Below are 21,705 nucleotides of genomic sequence, written 5' to 3'. Positions count from 1 at the left end.
GGACTGCGCGGACATACGGGGGACGGACACAGTGCACGATGGAGGTCAACGTTTGATCGGCGAACTGCTCGACCGGCGCTATCGGGTGGATGCCCTGATCGCGCGTGGGGGTATGTCCACCGTGTATCGGGGGCTCGACATGCGCCTCGACCGTCCGGTGGCCATCAAAGTGATGGACCCGCAGTTCGCTGCCGACCCTGCCTTCGTCGCCCGCTTCGAGTTCGAAGCCCGTTCGGTGGCCCGGCTGGGGCATCCCTCACTCGTCGCCGTCTACGACCAGGGACACGACCGCGAACACGCCTTTCTCGTGATGGAACTCGTCGACGGGGGAACGCTACGGGAACTGTTGCGTGAGCGCGGGCCGATGCCTCCGCATGCCGTGGCCGCGGTGGCTGGTCCGGTTCTCGATGCGCTGGCCGTCGCTCACCGTGCCGGACTCGTGCACAGGGACGTCAAACCGGAGAACATCCTGATTTCCGACGGCGGCGAGGTGAAGATCGCCGACTTCGGTCTGGTGCGCGCCGCAGCAGCATCGAACACCACGTCCAACAGCGTCATTCTCGGTACCGCCGCGTACCTGTCTCCCGAGCAGGTCACGTCCGGGGTCGCGGATACCCGCAGCGACGTCTATTCCACCGGAATCCTGCTATTCGAGCTTCTCACCGGGCGCACACCGTTTACCGGGGACACCTCCCTCTCCGTTGCGTATCAGCGCATCAACCAGGACGTTCCCCGACCGGGGTCGTACATCGCCGGGGTTCCGCACGAGTTCGACGAACTCGTCGCCGAGGCCACCCACCGGGAACCCTCACACCGTTTCGCCAACGCCGAACAGATGGGAACGGCACTCCGTAGCATCGCGGCGGCGCTCGAGCTGCCCACCTACCGGGTGCCCGCACCCCGCCGCTCGGCCCAGCATCTTGCGGCCGCTGCGAGCGCACCTCCACTCACCTCGCCGCCGAGCCCGCTCGCCCCACCCACCGCGCACCTTCCCGCTGCTCCTCTCCACGCACCGCTCCCGCAACACAGCGGACAGCCCGGTATCCAGCACACCCGCATCGTGACGGCGGGTACCCCGCGGCCCCCGATGGACGGGCACGGATCGGAGGGCGACGACGAACCCGACGAGGGGTACCGGTATCCGGATTTCGCCGCCGAACGTCAGCGGTCGCGACGGACGACGATCCTGTGGCTGCTGGTGGTACTGATGCTCGCCCTCGCCGTGGGGTTCGGCGGCTGGTGGATGGGTTCCGGCCGGTACACCGCGGTCCCGGCCATCGACGGGCTGGATCGAGGTGCCGCGGTGTCGGCGATCGAGGCGGCAGGGCTCACCTCGGAGATTCGCGGCGAGTATTCGGATACAGCCGCCCTCGACACCGTGCTGGGGACGGATCCCCCGGGCGGCTCGCGAATCTCCCGGGACGGCACGGTCGCGCTCGTCGTGTCACTCGGACGGCCGACCGTCCCGCCCCTGCCCGCCGGCGGCGATCGTTCCGAGATCGAGCGGGAGCTTCGGCACCGGACCTTCATGCCCGTCGACGGGGGTCAGGCATTCAGCGCGAAGGTTCCGATCGGTGCGGTGGCCGCGCTCGATCCGGCGCCCGGTACCTCACTCCCCACGGGCTCGCAGGTAAAACTCATCGTCAGCAAGGGCGCTCCCCCCGTCGACATCCCCGACGTGCGGGGAATGTCGGAGGCTGAGGCACGCGCGTCCCTCGAAGCGGTCGGCATCGTGGTGCAGGACACTGCCACCGACTTCGACCGGAAGGTCGAGGAAGGCGATGTCATCGCCACCGACCCGAAGGCCGGTACCCAGGTCAGCGCAGGCACCAGTGTCACCTTGACGGTATCCAACGCTGTGCGGGTGCCGTCGATGCTGGGACGCACCGTCGGATCCGCCCGCGACGAACTGACGCGACTGGGACTCGAGGTGAAGGTGCGTCAAGTCACCGACACCGACCGGTCCGTGGTGATCAGCCAGAACCCGGGCAGCGGCGACCTGGTGAAACCCGGGAGCACCGTCACCCTGGTGTCGCTGCCCTGACTCTGGCCGGATCAGCCCCGCAGCATCTCCGCGACGAGGAACGCCAGTTCGAGTGACTGCTGCGTGTTGAGCCTCGGGTCGCAGGCGGTCTCGTAGCGGCCCGAGAGATCGAGGTCGGAAATGTCCTGGGCGCCGCCGAGGCACTCGGTGACGTTCTCGCCGGTCAACTCGACATGGATGCCGCCCGGGTAGGTGCCGAGGCCGTTGTGGACCTCGAAGAATCCCTGAACCTCGTCGACGATGCGGTCGAAGTGACGGGTCTTGTAGCCGGTGGACGCCTCATGCGTGTTGCCGTGCATCGGGTCGCACTGCCAGATGATCTGATGACCGGTGGCCTGCACCTTCTCGATGATGGGCGGCAGCAGGTCGCGCACCTTGTTGTTGCCCATCCGGGAGATCAGCGTCAGCCGGCCCGGTTTGTTGGTGGGGTCGAGACGCTCGACGTATTCGACGGCCATCTCGGGGGTGGTGCTGGGACCGATCTTCAGTCCGATCGGGTTGGACACCAGTTCCGCGAAGGCGATGTGCGCTCCGTCGAGCTGACGGGTGCGGTCACCGATCCACAGGAAGTGGGCCGACAGGTCGTACAGCTTGGGGTGATCGTCGTCATTGTCCAGACGGAGCATCGCTCGCTCGTAATCGAGGACCAGCGCCTCATGGCTGGCGAAGATCTGCGCCTGATGCAGGCTCGGATCGGTGACGCCGCACGCGTTCATGAACTGCAGCCCACGGTCGATTTCCGCGGCAAGTGCCTCATAGCGGGCACCCGCGGGTGAGGACGCCACGAACTCACGGTTCCAGTCGTGGACCTTGTGCAGATCGGCCATGCCCGCGCCGGTGAGCGCGCGGACGAGGTTCATCGCTGCACTCGCGTTCGCGTAGGCGCGCACCAGCCGCGACGGGTCGTGGGCCCGAACCGCCTCGTCCGCGACGAGGGAGTTGATCATGTCACCGCGGTACGACTGCAGTCCCAGAGCGTCCACGTTCGACGACCTCGGCTTCGCGTACTGACCGGCGATGCGCGCAACCTTCACCACGGGCAGGCTCGCGCCGTAGGTGAGGACGACCGCCATCTGCAGCAGCGTGCGAATGTTGCCCTTGATGTGCGGCTCGGTGTTGTCGGCGAAGGTCTCCGCGCAGTCACCGCCCTGGAGGAGGAATGCCTCCCCACGGGCCACTTGCGCCAGCTTCTCCTGCAGCGCGACGACCTCGCTGGCGACCGTGATCGGCGGAACGCTCTCGAGGACGGTCCGCATCGCCGCGGCCTGCCCCTCCGGCCACTGCGGCTGCTGGGCAGCCGGCTTGGCCAGGGCAGCGTCGAGCTGCTCACGCATCACGGAAGGAAGCGGCGGAAGTTCGGGCAAGCGGTCGATCGGCACGTCGACAGTCCAGTTCACCCATACAGGATATTCGCTCGGCAGGACGGATGGCGAGTCAGGTCACCGCAGCGACCGCGCCACCCGCACGGCTTCGAACTTTGCCATGTTGTGCCGGGCGTCGGCCAGTGCGTCGTGTGCGTCTCCCGGTGCAGGTGGAAGGGCTGGACTGCCGTTGTCCTCCCAGTACTGACGGAGCTCTCGGGTGTAGCGGGGCAGCAACTGCGGCAACGCCGTCATGTCTCCCCACAGCTGACACAGGGCGACGTGGTCGTAGGCGGCCACCCACGCCCACAGTTCGGGCACCACGCCGGGTCGGGGAATCAGGAACGTGTACAGGTCGTCCCGGATCCGCGCGCGGCTCTTCCACAAGGGGGACGACGGTTGCGGCAGTTTCGGCAGAACGTTCCGCCGCACCCACTTTCCGGCGCGCGCGGGATCGAACTCGGTGGACACGGCGTAGAATTCACGTCCGTCCTCTGCGACCACCCCGATCGACACCAGGTCGATCGTGCGACCATCCTCGATGAACTCGCAGTCGTAGAAGTAACGCACGCCCGCAGACTATGCCTCATTCGTCGGCGTCGACCGGATCCACCCCTCACTCCTGAAGGAGACCTTGGTGAGCGCTACCCCCGACGGTCGTCGGTCCGCGGGCACTGCCGCGGACCGCTCGGAGGCGCCGCGGACGCTGCAGCGACAACGCGTTTTAGGTGTGTTGATTCGGGTCCTGATCGTCGCCGGACTCGTCACCGGCTTCGCGTACAACCTCGTCGGTCTGCCGGGTCTGCGCGACTTCGGTTTCTACTACCGGCTCGACCTGGACGTCTACCGTCTCGGCGGGTCGGTGTTCCTCCACGGGCCCACTCTCTACGGATCGATGCCACCCACGCAGATGGGCAACTTCCTTCCGTTCACCTATCCACCGCTCGCGGCGGTGGTCTTCAGTCCACTGTCGCTGGTGTCACTGGAGGCGGCAGGCGTGGTGGTGACCGCGCTGTCCCTGGTCGCCCTGTTCGGCGCACTCCTCGTCACTCTCGACTCCCTCGGAATCGCCCCGCGGACCACCCTGGTGTGGACGGCGCTCGGCGGGCTGGCCGTGGCCATGGCACTCGAACCGGTGTCGTCCACTCTCGACTACGGGCAGATCAACATCCTGCTGATGGCGTTGGTGGCGTTCGACTGCCTCGCGAAGCGCACACCCCTGCCCCGCGGTGTGTTGATCGGACTGGCCGCCGCAGTGAAGCTGACCCCCGCCGTGTTCGTGCTGTACTTCCTGCTGCGCAAAGACTTTCGCGCGGCAGTGACGACGGCGGCCGCCTTCGTTGCGTTCAGCGCGGTGGGCGCGATCGCAACGTGGAGCGACTCGGTCACCTACTGGACCCGCACACTCTTCGACTCGGGCCGGATCGGCACTCCCGCGTATCCGGCAAATCAGAGCATCACCGGGGTGCTGGCACGTTTCGACGTGAGCGAGTCGTTGCGTACACCGATCTGGCTGCTGCTCGGCCTCGGGGTCCTCGCCCTGGTGATCGTCGCGATGCTCCGAACGCTCCGCGCCGGAGAGGCCGCGCTCGCGCTCGGGGTGAACGCGGTGCTGGGACTTCTGGTGTCCCCGGTGTCCTGGTCACACCACTGGGTGTGGTCGGTGCCGATCACCCTCGTGCTCGGGGTCCTCGCCTACCGGCGACGCAGCATCGCGCTCGGGCTCGTCGCAGTCGCGGGACTGGCCGTCATCAAGGTGGCCGCCCATTGGAAACTGGGAGTCGGCCGTTGGAGCGGCGTCCACTGGAGTGTGTGGGACCAGATCCTGGCGTCGTCCTACGTGTGGTGGGGCTGCGCTGTGGTAGCCGTGGCATTCGTCACCTTCGGCACGGCCGCATCCCGGCCGGACGGGGACGAACGCCGGACACCGTCCGGCGACGTGTCCGTCCCCGTGTCCTGAGGCGACGTGTCCGTCCCCGTGTCCTGAGGCCGTGGCAAGTCAGCTCGCGCGTGTGTCCGGCATCCGAGTGACATCGGTGGCCGGGGCGAGTCCTGCCTCCGGCACCGCAGTCGGGCCGGTCGGCGTCGACTTCTTGAGGGTCGCCGCGTAGATGTCGACGTACTCCTGACCGGACAGCTTCATCAGCTTGTACATCACCTCGTCGGTGACGGCTCGCTCGACGAACCGATTGCCGCCCATTCCCTCGAACCGGGAGAAATCGATCGGCTCCCCGATCCGGACGGTCACCTTCGCTGGACGCCATAGCCGCGAACCGATCGGGTTGACCTTCGCCGTTCCGATCATGGCCACCGGGATGACCTTCACACCGGACTCGAGCGCCAACCGCGCCAGTCCGGTCTTCCCCTTGTAGAGCCGGCCGTCCGGAGAACGGGTGCCCTCCGGATAGATGCCCAGCAACTTCCCCTGCGACAACACGCGCAGACCGGCATTCAGCGCGTCCTGCGCGGCGTCGGCCCCGGTGCGGTCGATCGGCACCTGCCCGGCGACGGAGAAGAACCAGCGCTGGAAGGCGCCCTTCAGTCCCGTCCCGGTGAAGTACTCGCTCTTCGCGAGGAAGGTGATCCTGCGCGAGACACGCAACGGAAGGAAGAATGAATCCAGCACTGCCTGATGGTTACTCGCCAAAATGGCACCACCCTCGGCCGGAATGTTCTCCGTTCCCTCCACCGTGGGCCTACCCAAAATCCAGAGAACCGGCCCCAAAAACACGTACTTGAAGAGCCAGTACCACATGGCGTCCCTCCCGTTGCAACCCAAGCTTCGTTCGGGTCGACTCTACTTCGGGTAGGTGAGGGCCGCTACATACGCCCTGGTACCCCGCACAGCATCACACTGCAGGTTTACAGGCGTCGAAGCGGAGTCAACCTACCCGGTCGGGCAGGACGGCTCGGGCGAGTTCCGCGGCACCGATCATGCCCGCTGCCTCGCCCAGTTGAGTCGACCGGATTCGCGCCAACGGCCGGTGGCCCGCGCCGGTGGTCAATGCAGCGTAGTGCTCGCGTGCCGCGTCGAGAAACAACGGGGACGAGCTTGCCACGCCGCCTGCGATCACGATGAGATCAGGGTCGTACACGTCGCCGATCAGTGCCAGCCCCACCCCGAGCCAGCGCGCGAATTCCCGCATCGTCTGTTGGGCCAGGGGGTCCCCGTCCTGGGCGGCGCCTGCGATCCGGCGTCCCGTCAGCGCACCCGGATCGACGGCGACTTCACGGGCGAGGATCGTCGAGGTCGTCGGGTCGGCGGCCAGCAGCTCGATCGCCGTGTCGACGAGGGCCGTGCCGCTGCAGTACCGCTCCCAGCACCCGCGCTTCCCACACGCGCACGGACGGCCGCCCGGAACCACCTGAATGTGCCCGAGCTCCGGTGCGACACCATGGCTGCCGCGGTAGAGCTGCCCGTCCGCGAGGAGCGCGGCCCCGATGCCCGTCCCGACGGCAAGCATCACGACGTTCCGACCTCCGGCTGCAGCGCCGAAACGGTGCTCGGCCCAGGCGGCGGCATTGGCATCGTGCTCGAGGATCACCGGGAGGCCCAGCCGCTCGCCCAGGTCCCGCCCTACCGGTGCACCCACCCAGGGCAGGTGGGGCGCGAACCGCACCGTGGTGCGGTCCGGGGTGATGAATCCGGCGACCGCCAGCCCGACAGCGGCGATACTGTGTCGCCCCGACAGCTCCCGCACGGCCCGGTCGAGGCCGTTCTCGAGAGCCTTCGCGGACGCCGGTGTCGGCGACTGGAGCGAGTCCAGAACCTCGCCACTCGCATCGACTACCGAAGCACGGATGCTGGTCCCGCCGACGTCGATGCCGATGGTCAGTGGCGAGCTGCCGCCTGTGTCGCTGCCCGCGCCGTTATTCATGGACATGATTGTGCCCACGCCGGGCCGCCCGCGCGCACGAGATCTGCGGACAGGGCGTCGGCGGTCACTGCTTGATGGTGACCGAAATGGGGACGAACGCCGATCCGGCGGGACCGCGTGGTGCGTCCTCGGCGTTACCCGGCGGAGGGTCCGGGGCCTGCGGGCCATCCGGGGTGTCGTGCACACGATGCTCGTCGAGTATCTGCCGGAGAACCGCGATGAGCACGGTCCCCTGATTCGCCAGAAGTGTCACGAGGTCGTGCTGTTCTCCGCGAATCAACGCCGCGAGCGCACACACCGGGCACCACGTGCACCCCGACCATTCGCCGGTGCCCGCCGCCGGATCGTTCGGTCCATCCTGCGCGTGGGGTGCCGCGGCGCGCTGCAGGATCGGTTCGAGTCGCTCCAGGGCATTTTCGGCCAGCGCCCGCAGTTCCGCGACGAGTTGGGCGTGATCGTCGTTCATACCGGCCACACCTGAGGGTCCGGGGTGAAGCGCACCACGAGGTCGGTGCCGTCCAGTTCCGCGCCGGCAACGACGCATCGGCGTAGGACGGAGGCGAGCCGTATACGCCGGCGCACCCCTTCGGCACCCACCACCAAATCGTCCTCCACTCGACCCAAGGTGAGAGTCGACGGATTCACGAGCGGCAGATACATCCGCATCGTGTACACAGAATCCACACCGGCCCCCGATTCCAGCCCCACCCGCACTGCGGGAGGGTTCTTCCCCAGCACTGCAACCGCGTCCACGCCGTCGGTATACAACTCCCTGGCGATATCGCCGAGATCGGCCAACCCTACCGGCTCCGTCACCGAACGGGTCACCGTGCGGATCACGGTCGCTCCGACCGACGCGGTGAGCTCGGCCAGCACCCTCTGCTGGAGCGCCCGTCGCCGCCTCAGCCAGGCGACTCCGGGACCATCTCCCTGCTCAGTCGAATCGAACTGCGGCAGAAGGTTGTTCACGAGGATGGCATCGACCCGCAGGTCCGAGAGCGCCGCCGCGGCCAAGGTACGGCGAGTTTCCGTGAGCACCACCCGCTCGGGCGCGGTCACCAGTCGCACAGTGGTTTTCGAGCGGTTCGTCAGCAACGCTCGGACCTCGCCGACGGCCGAGACCACCTGCTCGAGCAACGAGACCAGCATGACCAGCCGCGGATCCGTGCCCACCAGGGCGATCATCCGACGATGCTGCGGCCACACCCGCTCGATGTAGTCGAGGGTCATCGCGGGCGCGTCGAGCATCCGCAGCGCATCCGCGGTGGGTGGGCAGTCCACGACGACGGTGTCGTACCGCCCGCTGGTGGCGAAGCCGACGACCTCCCGCAAACCCAGCACGTCCTGCACACCCGGCAGCCCCGTCAACTCCTCGGGTTCCAGTGCCGACAGTTGTGCGCCGTGGTCGTGGTTGCCTGCGGCGGCGATCAGTGCCGACACGCTCCTGAAGCGCCTTTCCAGCACGGCGAGAGTATCCAGTTCGATGACGTCGAGACAGTCGGCCGCCGACATGAGGTCCCGTGCCGACCCGACACCGAGGACGTCGGCGAGTGAATGCGCTTGATCGAGGGAAACGAGAAGTGTCCGACTACCACTGTCCGCAGCCGCCCGCGCCGTCGCGGCAGCGAGTGTGGTCTTACCCACACCGCCCTTGCCAACGAAGAACTGGACCCGTGCGGGACCGCTACCGCCCTCGCTGATCAGCCTTCCACCCGCTTCTTCAGTTCCTTGAGCGCTGTATCGGTGATGGCCTTTTCGGCCTTGCGCTTGAACAGGCCGATCATCGGGATGGTGAGGTCCACGGTCAGTTCGTAGGTGACGGTGGTACTGCCGCCCGATTCTTCCTCGAGCACATACGAACCGAATTGCGCCTTCTGTATCTCGCCCGACTCGAGCTCCCAGCTCACGGCCTTGCCGTCCGGCGCCCATCGGTAGCGGAGCACATACGTGTCCTTGACCATTCCCGCATCGAGGACGAAGCGCACCCGATCGGCCCTGCCGTTCGGCCCCGGGTCCAGTACCTCCACGGATTTCGCTGCCGTCACCCACGCCGGATACGCGTCGAAGTCGGCGATCACATCCATCACCCGGGCGGCCGGCGCCTCGATACTGATCGACCTCTTGGTCCTCTCGGGCATGGACTGAACGCTTCCTTTCGCATGTGCGAACCCGCGCGCCGATGGCCGGGCCACACTGTTACCTGGTTCCGTGACTGTGTCGTGCCCGACTATCACACACGATTCCTGTGCTCGGACACAATGCTGACGGCGCCCCCGGGGAAGGTCGCCAGGTCAGGATGGTGGTTCCCCGGGCGCGCGACCCGCTTCCAGTTCCTTCTTGACCTCGAAGGACATCTCTTTCCCCTCGACACGGCGGCGACGGTTCAGTGCAGCCAGGTCGGGTGAACCGTCGCCCTCGCTCCGGGCCGGTTCGGCATGCAGGAAGTAGTGGACGATCACCCCGTCGAGCACCGGTTCGAGCCACACCTCCATCGTTCCCGTGAGGGCCCCGGCCACGACCCACCGGATCCCCTTGTCGGCACGGTCCTCGCGGACGGACAGAGTGAGGTCGGGCCACCACCGTCGCCACCGGGTGGGCGGGGCAATCGCCGCCGCTACCTGCGCGGGTGGCGCCGCAACGAACGTCTGGTCTGCGACCTGAATACTGCTCACAGCGACTAGCTTCACACACTGCCGCGCCGCGATCGCCGCGTGGTTCCTCCGGCGGCCGAGAACAGGCACTGAGCAGGGGTCCGTCGGGCTGGGACAGCCAGGTGCAGGCGAAGGTCTAAAGTTGAGCCAGACAATCCTACTCGTCAGTATCTTTCAGCGTCGGAGGTTTTTCGTGCCCGAGTTCAGCGCGCCACAGTCGTTCACGATCGCGGAGGACGCGTCCGCGGTCGACTCGGTGTTCGCCCACGCAGCGGCCCGTCCGGCGCTGATCGTGTACAAGCGGAAGGTCGCGGGAAGCTGGACCGATGTCACGGCCGCCGATTTCGCGGCACAGGTCACCGCGGTCGCGAAGGGCCTTGTCGCCCTGGGCGTCCAGCAGGGAGATCGGGTCGCGTTGATGTCCGCCACCCGGTACGAGTGGCCGCTCCTCGACTTCGCCATCTGGTCCGCCGGCGGCGTTACCGTCCCGATCTACGAAACCTCCTCGGCGGAGCAGGTCCGCTGGATCCTCGGCGATTCCGAAGCCACCCAGTTGATCGTCGAGAACGCCACGCATGCGGCGACCGTGAAGGAGGTCGCCGCCGAGGCGTCGGCGCTGCGTGGGGTCTACCAGATCGAGGCGGCCGGCGGTGAGCGCGGCGTCGTCGACGAACTGACCACGCTCGGCATCGACGTCCCGGACGCAGAGATCGAGGCCCGGGTCGCGGCTCTGAAGTCGAGCGACCCCGCGACTCTCATCTACACCTCCGGTACCACCGGTCGCCCCAAAGGCTGCCAGCTGACGCACTCGAATCTGATCGCCGAGTCGAAGGGCATCCTCGACTCGAGCCTCGGCACCCTGTTGAAGTCCCCCGGTGTGAGCACGCTGATGTTCCTCCCGATGGCGCACGTCCTCGCGCGGGCAGTGAGCATCGCATCGTTCGACGCGGGTGCTGCGCTCGGACACACGAGCGACATACCGAACCTGGTCCCCACTTTCGGCGAGTTCCGCCCCGACTTCATCCTGTCGGTGCCCCGTGTCTTCGAGAAGGTGTACAACAGTGCCCGCGCCAAGGCCCACGGCGAGGGCAAGGGCAAGATTTTCGACGCGGCCGCCGAGACGGCCATCGCCTGGAGCGAAGCTCAGGACAAGGGCGGGCCGGGACTGGTCCTCAAGGCCAAGCACGCACTGTTCGACAAGCTGGTGTTCTCGAAGCTACGCGCGGCGCTGGGCGGAAAGTGCCAGCTGGCGATCTCGGGCGGCGCACCGCTCGGCGCCCGGCTCGGCCACTTCTTCCGCGGCATCGGCATCACGATTTACGAGGGCTACGGTCTCACCGAGACCTCAGCGGCATTCGCAGTCAACACGATCGGCGAACAGAAGGTCGGTTCGGTCGGCAAACCCCTCGCAGGAAACTCGGTCCGCATCGCGGACGACGGCGAGATCCTGCTGTCGGGACCGGTGGTGTTCCACGGATACTGGCGCAACGAGGCCGCCACGTCCGAGGCACTCGACAACGGCTGGTTCCACACCGGCGACCTCGGGTCGGTCGATTCGGACGGTTACATCACGATCACCGGCCGCAAGAAAGAGATCATCGTCACGGCCGGTGGAAAGAACGTGTCCCCCGCGCAGCTCGAGGATCACCTTCGTGCGCACCCGCTCATCAGCCAGGCCATCGTCGTCGGCGACCAGCAGCCGTTCATCGGCGCTCTGATCACGATCGACGCCGACGCCCTCCCCGCGTGGAACGAGCGCAACGGCAAGCCCGCCGAGACCAAGGTCGGCGATCTACTTGCCGACGCCGATCTCACGGCGGAGATCGACGAGGCGGTCGCCGAAGCCAACACACTCGTCTCGCACGCGGAAGCGATCAAGAAGTTTCGCGTCCTGCCCGTCGACTTCACCGAGGAGACAGGCGAACTCACGCCCACGATGAAGCTCAAGCGGAACGTCGTGCACGAGAGCTTCTCCGAGGAGATCGCCGCCATTTACGCCAAGTAGTGCCCTCCGGCCCGTGAGTACTTCTCAACCGCCCGCGGTTGAGAAGTACTCACGGGCGGTTCACGCAAGCAGTGCCCGCAGCTGGGCGGCGAGTACGTCCCATCGCCACTCCGCCTTGACCCATTCGCGTCCGGCCGCACCCATGGCGGCCGCGCGATCGCGGTCGGCGAGAACCGCGATCACCGAACGGGCCACCTCGTTCACCGACGTGCCGTCGACGACGAGCCCGGTCTCGTTCTGGCGCACCGTTTCCGGTGCACCACCCGACTGTCCCGCGACCACGGGGACTCCACTGGCGGATGCTTCGAGGAACACGATCCCCAGGCCTTCCACGTCCAGTCCCGCGCCCCGTGTGCGGCACGGCATGGCGAACACGTCGGCGATCGTATGGTGTGCCGCCAGTTCGGCCGACGGGACCGTTCCGGTGAACACCACGTGGTCCTCCATACCCACCGCCCGGGCTATGGACCGGAGGCGGTCCTCGTAGGGCCCGCCGCCGACGATCACGAGTACCGCACCGTCGATGTGCTCACGGATGGTCGGGAGGGCGCGGATGAGAACGTCCTGCCCCTTGCGCGGCACCAGACGCGACAGGCACAGGACAGTCGGCCGCTCCCCCAGCCCGTACCGGGCCCGCAATTCCGTGCGAGCGCCGCTGTCGGGCGCGAACCGCTCCGTGTCGACCCCCGGCGGCACGTGCTCGAGCGCGGCGCCCGCACCGAATGCGGACGCGAAGCGGCCACGGGTGTAGCGGCTCACGTAGGTGACGACGTCCGTATGCTCACCGATCTGCCGCAACGCCTGCCGCGCGGCGGGCAGCATCGACCAGCCCACTTCGTGCCCGTGCGTGCTGGCGATGACGCGCTGGGCGCCCGCGCGGCGAAGGGTCGGAGCGAGCAAGGCGAGTGGCGCGGCGGCCCCGAACCACACATTCGCGCACCCGTACTCCTCGATCAGCCGCGCGGCGCGCCGGGCCACGAACGGTGTCGGCACCATCAGCGTGGTGGGATGGCGTACCACCGGAAAGGGCTGTCGCGCATCGAAGGTGACATGCGAGTCGCCCCGCCACCGCGGGGCATACACCACCAGGTCGTCCGCCGGAAAGTGCTTGGCGAAGGTGTGCAGGTACGACTGGATACCACCCGGGCGGGGCGGAAAATCGTTCGTCACCAACAGGGTTCGACGCATGTGACCACCGTAGGCGGTTGACCAGGCGCTGGGCGACGCAGGGTCACCCCAGTCGGGCGCCCACCCAGTCGGCCCACTCGTCCCGGAATTGATCGGCATCGACGTCGAGGACCTCGGCCAGTGTGTCGTCGACCTGCACGGGGTCACTCTCGCCGACAGCCAACGCGCGATACAGCTGCGTCACGTGCGATTCACCGAATTCCTCTGCCACGAACGCGTTGAGGGACCACGCCGTCTCGTAGGCGATGGACCCGCGCTCACCTGCCGCAGAGAAGTCCTCGTCACGGGGGAACTCCTGCGGTGCGCCTTCCTCGTCCACCAGCGCCGTGAGCGCGGGTGCGATCCGGCGTTTCTCCTCGTCGGAACCGCGGTATGCCGCGTACTCCGCGTACCCTTCGAGCACCCACATCGGCGAGCGATCCACCGTGTCGGCCCGCGCCGCCACATGGGTCAGTTCGTGCCGCAGGATCGCTCGGCGGGTCACCTCGGTGAGGCGCTCCGCCGACGCCGGGCTGAACACGATCCGCTGTCCGCTCACCGCTGCTGCCTCCGGGTCGACGGCATCCGAGATCGCGACGGCGGCAATGTCACGTCCGTCGTGATCCGGGCCGACCAGCGCCGTGAACTCGTCTTGCGACGCCGCCACCCACACGAGCGTCCTACCAGCCCAGTCCGGCCCCCACAATTGCGTGACGTTGACCACCGCAGACGGGAGTTCTTCGGCCAGGCGGTCCACCATTGCGGCGTTGTCGGGGTGCCCCAGCACCACCGACGTCATTCCGCCGCCTGTGTCGACGCGGCGCGACACCACGGGGCCGAAATCCCACGGCCCACGCCAAGTCCGATGATCCCCGTCCACTGTGGCGTTGTCGCTCACCAGGGTCCAACGATCACCGCGCCGGGCGACGACCAGTGACACTGGTTTACGGGTGGAGAGCTCGTCCACGTCCGCGATCGCATAGCGGAGTCGAACTGCGGGTGACCACACCTCGTCGGCGCCGAGCGCGTCGACCAGACTCTCCGGCACCTCACTCTCCGGCACCTCGGTCGCGGTACCGTCGGCGAGCTCGTATCCCCAGTCCGAGAATTCGACAGCCGCGAGATTCGCGGCTCGCCGCGTCTCCGCGGCGAGAAATCCGGGTGATGCCGACGCATCCATCAGCTGCGACAAGGCTGCCGGATCGTTCGAGCGAACTGCCTCCGCCCAACGATCCAGAAGGGTCTGCACCGCGATGCGACGGCTCTGCTCCGCGGTGTCGGCGTTGCCGACCGCGCCGTCCGTGCGTTCGCCGGTTCGCGAGAATCCAGTCAAAGTCAGTACGACGACGACGGCGAGAACGAGTCCTACCAGGGCGGCGAGTTCCCAGGGACGCGCCCGGCGGCGTGATGTCGGCTCCCCGGCGGTCGCCGGCTCTGATTCGGGCACGCCGGTGAGTGTATGAGCATGCCCCCGCGCGGTTGCGGGACGGTCTCCGTCAGTAGCGGCGTGCTCCGTAGAACGGGAACCCGGCCATCGACTCGATTTTCACCGGAACACCGAATGTGGACGCGTGCAGGATGTTGCCGTTGCCCGCATACAGGCCGACGTGAGAGGCGTCATCGTAGAAGAGGACCACGTCGCCGGGCTGGAGCTGATCGCGCGACACCGGGGTGCCCCCGCCGGCCTGCGCCTGACTCGACCGCGGCAACGTCTTCCCGACCTGCTTGTAAGCCCACACCACGAGACCCGAACAGTCGAACTCGTTAGGACCGGTGGCGCCCCAGACATACGGGTCGCCGATGCGGGTCATCCCAGCCTGGAGTGCGCTCGACCCAGAGCCCGGTGTGAGGTGGGCGAGGATCGTGTTCGGATCGAATCCCGGAGGGAACGGAGTACCGGCCAACTGGTCACGCTCGGCGCCCGTGAGGTCACCGAACGCCTTCATCACCTCGCCGATCTGTGCCTGCAGGTCACTCTGCTTGCGCTGCAAATCGTCGCTGAGCGCCTTGGCCTGCTCGGTTGCGGACCGGGCGGTGTCCGCGGACTGCTTCGATGCTTCCGCTGCCTTCGCCGCATCCGACGTCGCTGCCTGGAACTGCGCGACCTGGTTGCGGGTCTCGTTGGAGATGACGTCGAGAGCCGACATCTGGTCCAGAAGTTGCTGCGGCGAATCACTGACCATCACCGCGAAGAGCCGATTGGTGCGGGCTCCCTGGTAATTGGCCGTCGCCAATTTGTTGACCACCGGCTCGAACACCGCAATACGCGCGTTGGCGGCGTCGAGAGCCCCCTGATCACCGGCGAGCTTCGCCTCGGCGTCACGTTGTGCCGCCAACTTGGCGTCGAGGTCGATCCGCGCGTTGTGGAGTGCTTCGGACGTCTGCTCGGACTGCCGGGAGAGATCACCGAGTTTGGCCAGTGCCTCCGTTGGGTTGGTGATCACCGGGTCCGCGCCCGCCGACACGGTGGGCAGAGAGGTGAGTGTCAGGGACAGGACGCCCACGGTCAGCATGCTGCGCAGCGAGCGCTTCATCTTGTTCGAGCCCACGGAATGCGGTTCTCCGTTCATCGATCTCCACCACCCGAGACGCGATGCGATGCGCGACACGAGGGTCCGCGGTCGCGCACGGCCACGGAATGCTGAAGAGGTGGCGACCCGCGTTGTCGTCCGGTTCGGGTGACATGAGTTCGCAAGGTCTCGGATAGGTTACGGAATGGCATACGTTCGTGTCCACCTCCGACGCAGCCTCGTGGCACAGACGACAACGCGGCGCATTTCCGGCGGTGACAGGGCGCCGAAATGTCACAAAGGGTGGGTTCGAATGGCGATTCGAACCCACCCTCGGTGGTCGTGCGCGATCCTGCGAAGCTACCCCGTACATCCCCGGGCGAGTCCCGGAGATGCGTGTGCCACGCGCCTGGATCAGTAGCGGCGTGCGCCGTCGAAAGGCATCGACGCGATGGGCGCCAACTTGACCGGCTGGCTCTCGGTCGAGGCGTGGATCACGTTGCCGTTGCCGGCGTAGATACCGGAGTGCGACCCACCGTAGAAGGACACGACGTCGCCGGGACGAAGATCGGACTGCGCGACGGGAGTCCCGGCCGCGGCCTGGTCGTAGCTGGTGCGCGGCAGGTTGAGTCCGGCCTGCTTGAACGCCCACTGCACGAGACCGGAGCAGTCGAACGAATTGGGACCGGCGGCGCCGTAGACGTACGGGGCACCGATTTTGCTCTGAGCTGCCTGAACAGCTTTATCGCCGGTGGAGGACGCGGGCGGCGCGGGGAGCGCGGGCGCTCCGGGGACCTGCGGGATGACGACGCCCGGGATCTCGAAGGTTCCGATTCCGGGGATCGTGATGGGGTCCGCAGCGGCCGGGGCTGCGGTAGCGGTGAGCGCACCTACTGCAAGAGCGCTGGCGACGATTGCCCGCCGCACATTCCGCTTGGAAACTTGTGACGCCACGAAAGGGGTACTCCGTTTCTTCCATTCGTCCGCCGACCGAGTTAGCTGACGGGTTCGGGCTGGGAAGATCAGCCCTACCCACCGGTCCGACGAACGTCCCGGCAGGATTCACCCCAGTAGAAACTTGGGTTCCCGGTACGGCCCTCTCACGAGAAGCCGATTAGGCGGTGACTAGCGATGCTGTCCCGGTGTGGGGCGGCAAGACTCCGCTAGGTCTCAGGAAGGTTACGAAATGGAGTACCCGGATGTCGACCGGGACACGCGAAGATTGTCCATCGGGCGCAGGGATACCCGCCGCGGGCGCCTGTACCGGGTTCCGATAACAGCGAGATAACAGCCGGTTGGTTTCCGATCTCTTTTCGATAGCGGCTGCGGTGATTTCGCCCGACCTTTTCGCGACGAGCCTTCGCCGACCCCGCATCCTTGCAGTTCACATACCCTTCCTCGATAGGAGACCCGCAACGCGTCGCCGAGGCCGAACACCTGTCGTCGTCCGCCCGAGGCACACCCACTGCACGACAATCGCTGCCCGCTACCGCACTCCGGGACGAGCCGGGAAAAGGCAGTGTGATCCTCGTCTCTCACCTCTCGGGTGTTCGTCGGAAGAGGCTTGTCGGTACCCGCCCATACGCTCCGGGCTGTGAGAGTTTCCGGCGTACCCGAGTTACCGAAATTCGTGCAACCGGAGTTCGAGCAACTGAGGTTCGACGAGCTCGACACCCCGCTGCGAGATACCACCTTCGTGATCGTCGATCTCGAAACGACCGGTGGACGGCCCGGGGAGGACGCGATCACCGAGATCGGCGCCGTGAAGGTGCGCGGCGGCGAAGTACTCGGTGAGATGGCCACCCTCGTGGATCCGGGTCGCTCCATCCCGCCGCACATCGTGGAGATCACCGGAATCACCACGGCGATGGTCGTGGACGCCCCGCGTATCGAGCGGGTACTGCCCGCCTTTCTGGAATTCGCACGCGGCTCGGTGCTGGTTGCGCACAACGCTCCCTTCGACACCGGTTTCCTCAAGGCCGCCGCGGCGGCCACCGACACCCCCTGGCCCAAGTTCACGGTGCTGTGCACGGTCAAGCTGGCGCGCCGCGTCCTCACCCGCGACGAAGCACCGTCGGTGAAGCTGTCCTCCCTTGCCCGGCTCTTCGACGTCAGCACACAGCCCACTCACCGCGCACTCGACGACGCCCGCGCCACCGTCGACGTCCTGCACGCTCTGATCGATCGGGTCGGCAACCAGGGAGTGCACAGTCTCACCGAACTCGTCGATTACCTTCCCGACGTTTCCTCCCACCAGCGAGCCAAGCGCACCCTCGCCAGTCACCTACCGCACGCCCCCGGGGTGTACCTGTTCCGTGGCCCCTCGGACGAGGTGCTCTACGTCGGAACGGCGACAGATCTGCGGCGCCGGGTACGCAATTACTTCACCGGGTCCGAGACGCGCGGACGGATGAAGGAGATGGTGGCGCTCACCACGCGGATCGATCATGTGGAGTGCTCGCACGCGCTCGAGGCCGGTGTCCGTGAACTGCGCCTACTCGCCGCACACACGCCGCCGTACAACCGGCGGTCGAAGTATCCGAAGCGCGGATGGTGGATCACACTCACAGTCGAGGCCTTTCCCCGACTGTCCGTCGTACGCACTCCCACTCCGGATTCACTCGGCCCGTTCCGCTCCCGCTCCACCGCGGTCGAGGTCGCAGAGACGCTCGCCGAGTACTGCGTCTTGCGCACCTGCACCACCCGGATACCGAAAGGACGCGAACATGGACCGCAATGTCCGCCGCGCGAACTCGCCCGGTGCCCTGCGGCCGTGCAGGGTCTGAAATCCGAGGACGACTACAGCCCCGGCCCCCGACTCTTTCGTCACCTGCTGCGAGGCGTCGACGACACGCCACTGCGGCGGATGCGCACACGGCTGGACGCGCTAGCGGCGAGCGAGCTGTTCGAGAACGCCGCCCGGCTGCGCGACCGCACTGCCGACGTCGCCCTCGCATTGCGCAGGATGCAACGGCTGGCTGCCCTCACCGCGCTCGACGAGATCGTGGCGGCCCGCCCGGCCGCCACCGGAGGTTGGGAGTTCGCCGTGATCCGGCACGGCCGGCTCGCATCCTCCGGGCGTGCGCGGCGCGGAGTACACCCGATGCCGGTGGTCGAGGCTCTGGTGCTCGCTGCAGAGACCGTCGTTCCGGATGATGCGCCGCTCCGCGGGGCCTCGCCCGAGGAAGCCGGTCTGCTGGCCCGCTGGCTCGATAGCGAGGGCACCCGCATAGTCAGCGCCTCCGCGGGATACTGCGAACCCGCGCGGGGGGCCGGATCGTGGGCGGAGTGGTGCGAGCGGGCCCGCGCCGGCAGTGAACCGACACCCGAACCGGAGTCCCGAGCGCCTGTGCCCGACGCTGTTCCCCACCACATAGGGTGGCACTCATGATCAACGCCATCGTCCTGATCCACGCCGAAGCTCGCCGCATCCCGGAAACGGCGCAAGCCGTCGCCGATATCGACGGCGTCGACAAGGTCTACTCCTGCGCCGGCGACATCGACCTGATCGCGATCGTGCGGGTCCGGGACCACGCGAAGATCGCTGAAGTGGTCACCGAGGGGATCAACAAGGTCGACGGAGTGTCCAGGACGGCAACGCACATCGCGTTCCAGTCCTATTCGAGCGCCGATGTCGAGGCCGGATTCTCCATCGGCGAATGACCGGCGCCGGGCGGCGCGCTACTTGGTCGCCGTCATCGCCGAGGTGACTGCGGCCCACTTCGCCAGAAGTGCCGCCGCCGCTCCACTGTCGATTGCCTGAGCTGCCGTCGTAATACCCTCGGCCAAGATTTCTTCGAGCGGGCGGTCGCCGAGACCACGGAAGGCCGCAATGGCGCCGGCAGCGTTGAGTAGCACCGCGTCACGCACCGGCCCGGCCTCGCCGTCGAGGAGGCGCCGTGCCACCAGCGCGTTCGCTTCGGCGTCCCCGCCCCGCAGCTCGTCCAGCGACACCCGGGCGATACCGAGATCGCGAGGATCGAGCTGACGCACCGTCACCGATCCCTCGGACACGAGATGCACGGTCGACGTGCTCGACGTCGTCAGCTCGTCGAGGCCGTCATCCCCCCGCACCACGAGTGCGGAGTTACCGCGCTGCGCCAGCACCCCAGCGACAACCGGGATCAGATCGAGGAACGCGCAGCCGATGAGTCCCGCGCGCGGCCGCGCCGGATTGGTGAGAGGCCCCAGCACATTGAACACCGTCGGGATGCCGATTTCCTTACGCGGCGCCGCCGCGAACCGGAGGGCGGGATGGAAGACCGGCGCGAAGCAGAAACCGATACCGGCCTCGCGCAAGGAGCGTGCCACCTCGTCGGGCCCCAAGTTGATCCGGACACCGAGTGCTTCGAGTACGTCGGCGCCGCCACTTTTCGAGGAAGCGGCCCGGTTTCCATGCTTCACCACCCGAATACCGCTGGCCGCCACCACGATCGACGCCATCGTTGAGATGTTGACGGTGTTGGACCGGTCGCCACCGGTACCCACGATGTCCACGACATCGGCATCGACCGGCACCTTGCGCGCATGGCCCAGCATCGAGTCGGCCAGTCCGCGCAGTTCTTCCGGAACGACACCCTTCATCTTGAGGCCGACACCGAACGCGGCGATCTGGGCGGACGTGGCATTGTCGGACATGATTTCGTCCATCGCCCACGTCGCGTCTTCCACCGACAGGTCGCGTCCTTCGGTGAGCGCCCCGAGAACCGACGGCCACGTGCGGACCGGTGGGGTCGTGTCGTTCGTCCCCTGGGCGTCCGGGCCCTGCACGATCGGGCTCTGCATCGTCGTGTCCCCTCGAAACTCGTAGCGATGTGTACTCGTGTGATCCGCTCTCCGCAGCCTAGTTGCCTTGCGCATCCGTCTCGCGCACCGGTTGCATTGCGTCCCACCCCGCGACGTCCCCACCGAGACGCTGCGCCAGCCCGGCCATTCTCGACCGTTCCTGGGAACAGTGCAGCGCGTCCAGCACCTGGACCCGTTGCAACACCAACTCCGCGGTCCCCTCTGCCGCCCCGGAGGCGTCGGAGGCGTCGGCAACTGCGACGCCGGTGCGCCGTGGCCGGTATCCGTCCTGCGCGGCAATGGACTCCGCCTCGCCGACCGAGGTCGCCGGCAGTCTCAAATGGTGACGCAGCACGGCCTCCTCGCCGGCCCGCCACACCGGAGTCTCCGAGGCCGCGCGTTCGAGCGTGGTCGAGCACGCCTCCACGTCGTCGAAGCAGGAGGCGACCACGACGAGATCTTCCCGGTCCGGATCCAGTGGAGGCGCCGACCTGCCGCCGCCGAACAGTCTCCGCCACCACCCCGTACTGTTGTCACGAGTTCGCATTCCTCCACCCTTTCATGCCCCGCTACCAGCGTGTCAGCAGGCAGAATCGGACAAGCGGGACGCGTCGGCGCGCCGAGGGTGGACCCGGGTAGTCGTCTCTTACGACGAAGCGTCATACTTCTGTCTGTGACGAGCGCAGTAGGGACTTCAGGATCAGCAATCACCCAACGCGTGCACTCGCTGAACCGACCAAACATGGTCAGCGTTGGCACCATCGTGTGGTTGTCAAGTGAGCTCATGTTCTTCGCAGGGCTCTTCGCCATGTATTTCGTGGCCAGAGCACAGGCGAATGGGAACTGGCCGCCGGAGCCGACCGAGCTGAACCTCTTCCTCGCCGTGCCGGTGACGCTCGTGCTGATCGCCTCGTCGTTCACGTGCCAGATGGGCGTGTTCGCGGCCGAGCGCGGTGACGTTTTCGGTCTGCGTCGCTGGTACCTGCTCACCCTCGCCATGGGCACGTTCTTCGTGCTCGGCCAGGCATACGAGTACGTGCACCTCGTCGAGCACGGCACGTCCATCTCGAGCAGCGTGTACGGCTCGGTGTTCTACATGACCACGGGATTCCACGGTCTCCACGTCATCGGCGGTCTCATCGCGTTCGTCTTCCTGATTGCCCGCACCAAGGTCAGCAAGTTCACGCCCGCTCAGGCCACCGCCGCGATCGTCGTCTCGTACTACTGGCACTTCGTCGACATCGTGTGGATCGCCCTGTTTGCCACGATCTATTTCATCCGTTGATCAGCTGAACGCCCAGGCA

The 21,705-nt window shown here is 67.0% G+C and carries 20 protein-coding genes and 1 riboswitch; of the genes, 6 read left to right on the top strand and 14 right to left on the bottom strand.

What is annotated here, in order from left to right; all coding sequences use genetic code 11:
• Positions 1-31: 31 nt before the first annotated feature.
• Complete coding sequence (gene pknB / locus CBI38_RS12420; RefSeq protein WP_109329238.1) at positions 32-2,044, top strand: Stk1 family PASTA domain-containing Ser/Thr kinase; 2,013 nt, start codon at positions 32-34, stop codon at positions 2,042-2,044.
• A gap of 11 nt (positions 2,045-2,055) precedes the next feature.
• Here pknB and CBI38_RS12415 read toward each other — a convergent pair whose 3' ends face one another.
• Together CBI38_RS12415 and CBI38_RS12410 are read right to left on the bottom strand one after the other, a co-directional pair.
• Complete coding sequence (locus CBI38_RS12415; protein ID WP_109329236.1) at positions 2,056-3,441, bottom strand: class II 3-deoxy-7-phosphoheptulonate synthase; 1,386 nt, start codon at positions 3,439-3,441, stop codon at positions 2,056-2,058.
• Positions 3,442-3,483: 42 nt separating this feature from the next.
• On the bottom strand, positions 3,484-3,975 hold the full coding sequence (locus CBI38_RS12410) for a polyadenylate-specific 3'-exoribonuclease AS (protein WP_109329234.1): 492 nt from the start codon (positions 3,973-3,975) through the stop codon (positions 3,484-3,486).
• Positions 3,976-4,042: 67 nt separating this feature from the next.
• Here CBI38_RS12410 and CBI38_RS12405 point away from each other — a divergent pair, with 67 nt between their 5' ends.
• Positions 4,043-5,365, top strand: a complete 1,323-nt coding sequence (locus CBI38_RS12405) for a glycosyltransferase 87 family protein (RefSeq protein WP_109329232.1) — start codon at positions 4,043-4,045, stop codon at positions 5,363-5,365.
• A gap of 39 nt (positions 5,366-5,404) precedes the next feature.
• Here CBI38_RS12405 and CBI38_RS12400 read toward each other — a convergent pair whose 3' ends face one another.
• The 6 genes from CBI38_RS12400 to CBI38_RS12375 all read right to left on the bottom strand — a co-directional run bounded on the left by CBI38_RS12400 (position 5,405) and on the right by CBI38_RS12375 (position 9,955).
• A complete protein-coding gene (locus tag CBI38_RS12400; RefSeq protein ID WP_109329230.1) occupies positions 5,405-6,160 on the bottom strand; it encodes a lysophospholipid acyltransferase family protein in 756 nt (251 codons plus the stop codon).
• Positions 6,161-6,287: 127 nt separating this feature from the next.
• Complete coding sequence (locus CBI38_RS12395; RefSeq protein WP_109335033.1) at positions 6,288-7,283, bottom strand: ROK family protein; 996 nt, start codon at positions 7,281-7,283, stop codon at positions 6,288-6,290.
• 64 nt (positions 7,284-7,347) lie between these two features.
• Positions 7,348-7,749, bottom strand: coding sequence for a hypothetical protein (locus CBI38_RS12390; RefSeq protein ID WP_109335034.1), 402 nt, complete (start codon positions 7,747-7,749; stop codon positions 7,348-7,350).
• On the bottom strand, positions 7,746-8,984 hold the full coding sequence (locus CBI38_RS12385) for an ArsA family ATPase (protein ID WP_335743627.1): 1,239 nt from the start codon (positions 8,982-8,984) through the stop codon (positions 7,746-7,748). Before CBI38_RS12385 ends, CBI38_RS12390 begins: the two co-directional genes overlap by 4 nt.
• Complete coding sequence (locus tag CBI38_RS12380; RefSeq protein WP_109329228.1) at positions 8,984-9,421, bottom strand: SRPBCC family protein; 438 nt, start codon at positions 9,419-9,421, stop codon at positions 8,984-8,986. The genes CBI38_RS12385 and CBI38_RS12380 overlap by 1 nt, the downstream gene beginning before the upstream one ends.
• Before the next feature lie 153 nt (positions 9,422-9,574).
• A complete protein-coding gene (locus tag CBI38_RS12375; protein WP_109335031.1) occupies positions 9,575-9,955 on the bottom strand; it encodes a polyketide cyclase / dehydrase and lipid transport in 381 nt (126 codons plus the stop codon).
• A 172-nt stretch (positions 9,956-10,127) separates the two neighbouring features.
• Here CBI38_RS12375 and CBI38_RS12370 point away from each other — a divergent pair, with 172 nt between their 5' ends.
• Complete coding sequence (locus tag CBI38_RS12370) at positions 10,128-11,939, top strand: AMP-dependent synthetase/ligase (protein ID WP_109329226.1); 1,812 nt, start codon at positions 10,128-10,130, stop codon at positions 11,937-11,939.
• Between the two features lie 60 nt (positions 11,940-11,999).
• Here the strand turns inward: CBI38_RS12370 and CBI38_RS12365 are convergent, their stop codons facing one another.
• The 4 genes from CBI38_RS12365 to CBI38_RS12350 all read right to left on the bottom strand — a co-directional run bounded on the left by CBI38_RS12365 (position 12,000) and on the right by CBI38_RS12350 (position 16,570).
• Positions 12,000-13,127: a glycosyltransferase family 4 protein gene (locus CBI38_RS12365; protein WP_109329224.1), complete on the bottom strand. Its 1,128-nt coding sequence runs from the start codon at positions 13,125-13,127 to the stop codon at positions 12,000-12,002.
• 43 nt (positions 13,128-13,170) lie between these two features.
• Positions 13,171-14,553, bottom strand: a complete 1,383-nt coding sequence (locus tag CBI38_RS12360) for a hypothetical protein (protein ID WP_109329222.1) — start codon at positions 14,551-14,553, stop codon at positions 13,171-13,173.
• Positions 14,554-14,602: 49 nt separating this feature from the next.
• Entirely contained in the window at positions 14,603-15,655 is a 1,053-nt protein-coding gene (locus CBI38_RS12355; protein WP_109335030.1) for a C40 family peptidase, read from the bottom strand.
• Positions 15,656-16,030: 375 nt separating this feature from the next.
• Complete coding sequence (locus CBI38_RS12350) at positions 16,031-16,570, bottom strand: NlpC/P60 family protein (RefSeq protein ID WP_109329220.1); 540 nt, start codon at positions 16,568-16,570, stop codon at positions 16,031-16,033.
• A gap of 14 nt (positions 16,571-16,584) precedes the next feature.
• A riboswitch (cyclic di-AMP (ydaO/yuaA leader) is annotated at positions 16,585-16,747 on the bottom strand.
• 463 nt (positions 16,748-17,210) lie between these two features.
• Here CBI38_RS12350 and CBI38_RS12345 point away from each other — a divergent pair.
• Together CBI38_RS12345 and CBI38_RS12340 are read left to right on the top strand one after the other, a co-directional pair.
• Positions 17,211-19,007: a DEDD exonuclease domain-containing protein gene (locus tag CBI38_RS12345; protein WP_418328324.1), complete on the top strand. Its 1,797-nt coding sequence runs from the start codon at positions 17,211-17,213 to the stop codon at positions 19,005-19,007.
• Positions 19,004-19,279 (top strand): Lrp/AsnC family transcriptional regulator, encoded by a 276-nt coding sequence (locus CBI38_RS12340; RefSeq protein WP_109335029.1) that lies wholly within the window; start codon positions 19,004-19,006, stop codon positions 19,277-19,279. The genes CBI38_RS12345 and CBI38_RS12340 overlap by 4 nt, the downstream gene beginning before the upstream one ends.
• A gap of 18 nt (positions 19,280-19,297) precedes the next feature.
• Here the strand turns inward: CBI38_RS12340 and trpD are convergent, their stop codons facing one another.
• Positions 19,298-20,401, bottom strand: coding sequence for an anthranilate phosphoribosyltransferase (gene trpD / locus CBI38_RS12335; RefSeq protein ID WP_109329216.1), 1,104 nt, complete (start codon positions 20,399-20,401; stop codon positions 19,298-19,300).
• A gap of 58 nt (positions 20,402-20,459) precedes the next feature.
• Complete coding sequence (locus CBI38_RS12330; protein WP_109329214.1) at positions 20,460-20,948, bottom strand: hypothetical protein; 489 nt, start codon at positions 20,946-20,948, stop codon at positions 20,460-20,462.
• A 126-nt stretch (positions 20,949-21,074) separates the two neighbouring features.
• Between CBI38_RS12330 and ctaE the strand changes: the two genes are divergently transcribed.
• Positions 21,075-21,686 carry an aa3-type cytochrome oxidase subunit III gene (gene ctaE, locus CBI38_RS12325; RefSeq protein WP_109329212.1) on the top strand — a complete coding sequence of 204 codons (612 nt, stop codon included), beginning with the start codon at positions 21,075-21,077 and terminating at the stop codon, positions 21,684-21,686.
• The last annotated feature ends 19 nt before the right edge of the window (positions 21,687-21,705 follow it).

Source organism: Rhodococcus oxybenzonivorans (assembly GCF_003130705.1).
Taxonomy (GTDB): Bacteria; Actinomycetota; Actinomycetes; order Mycobacteriales; family Mycobacteriaceae; genus Rhodococcus_F; species Rhodococcus_F oxybenzonivorans.
This window is presented reverse-complemented; position numbering and strand designations above follow the sequence as displayed.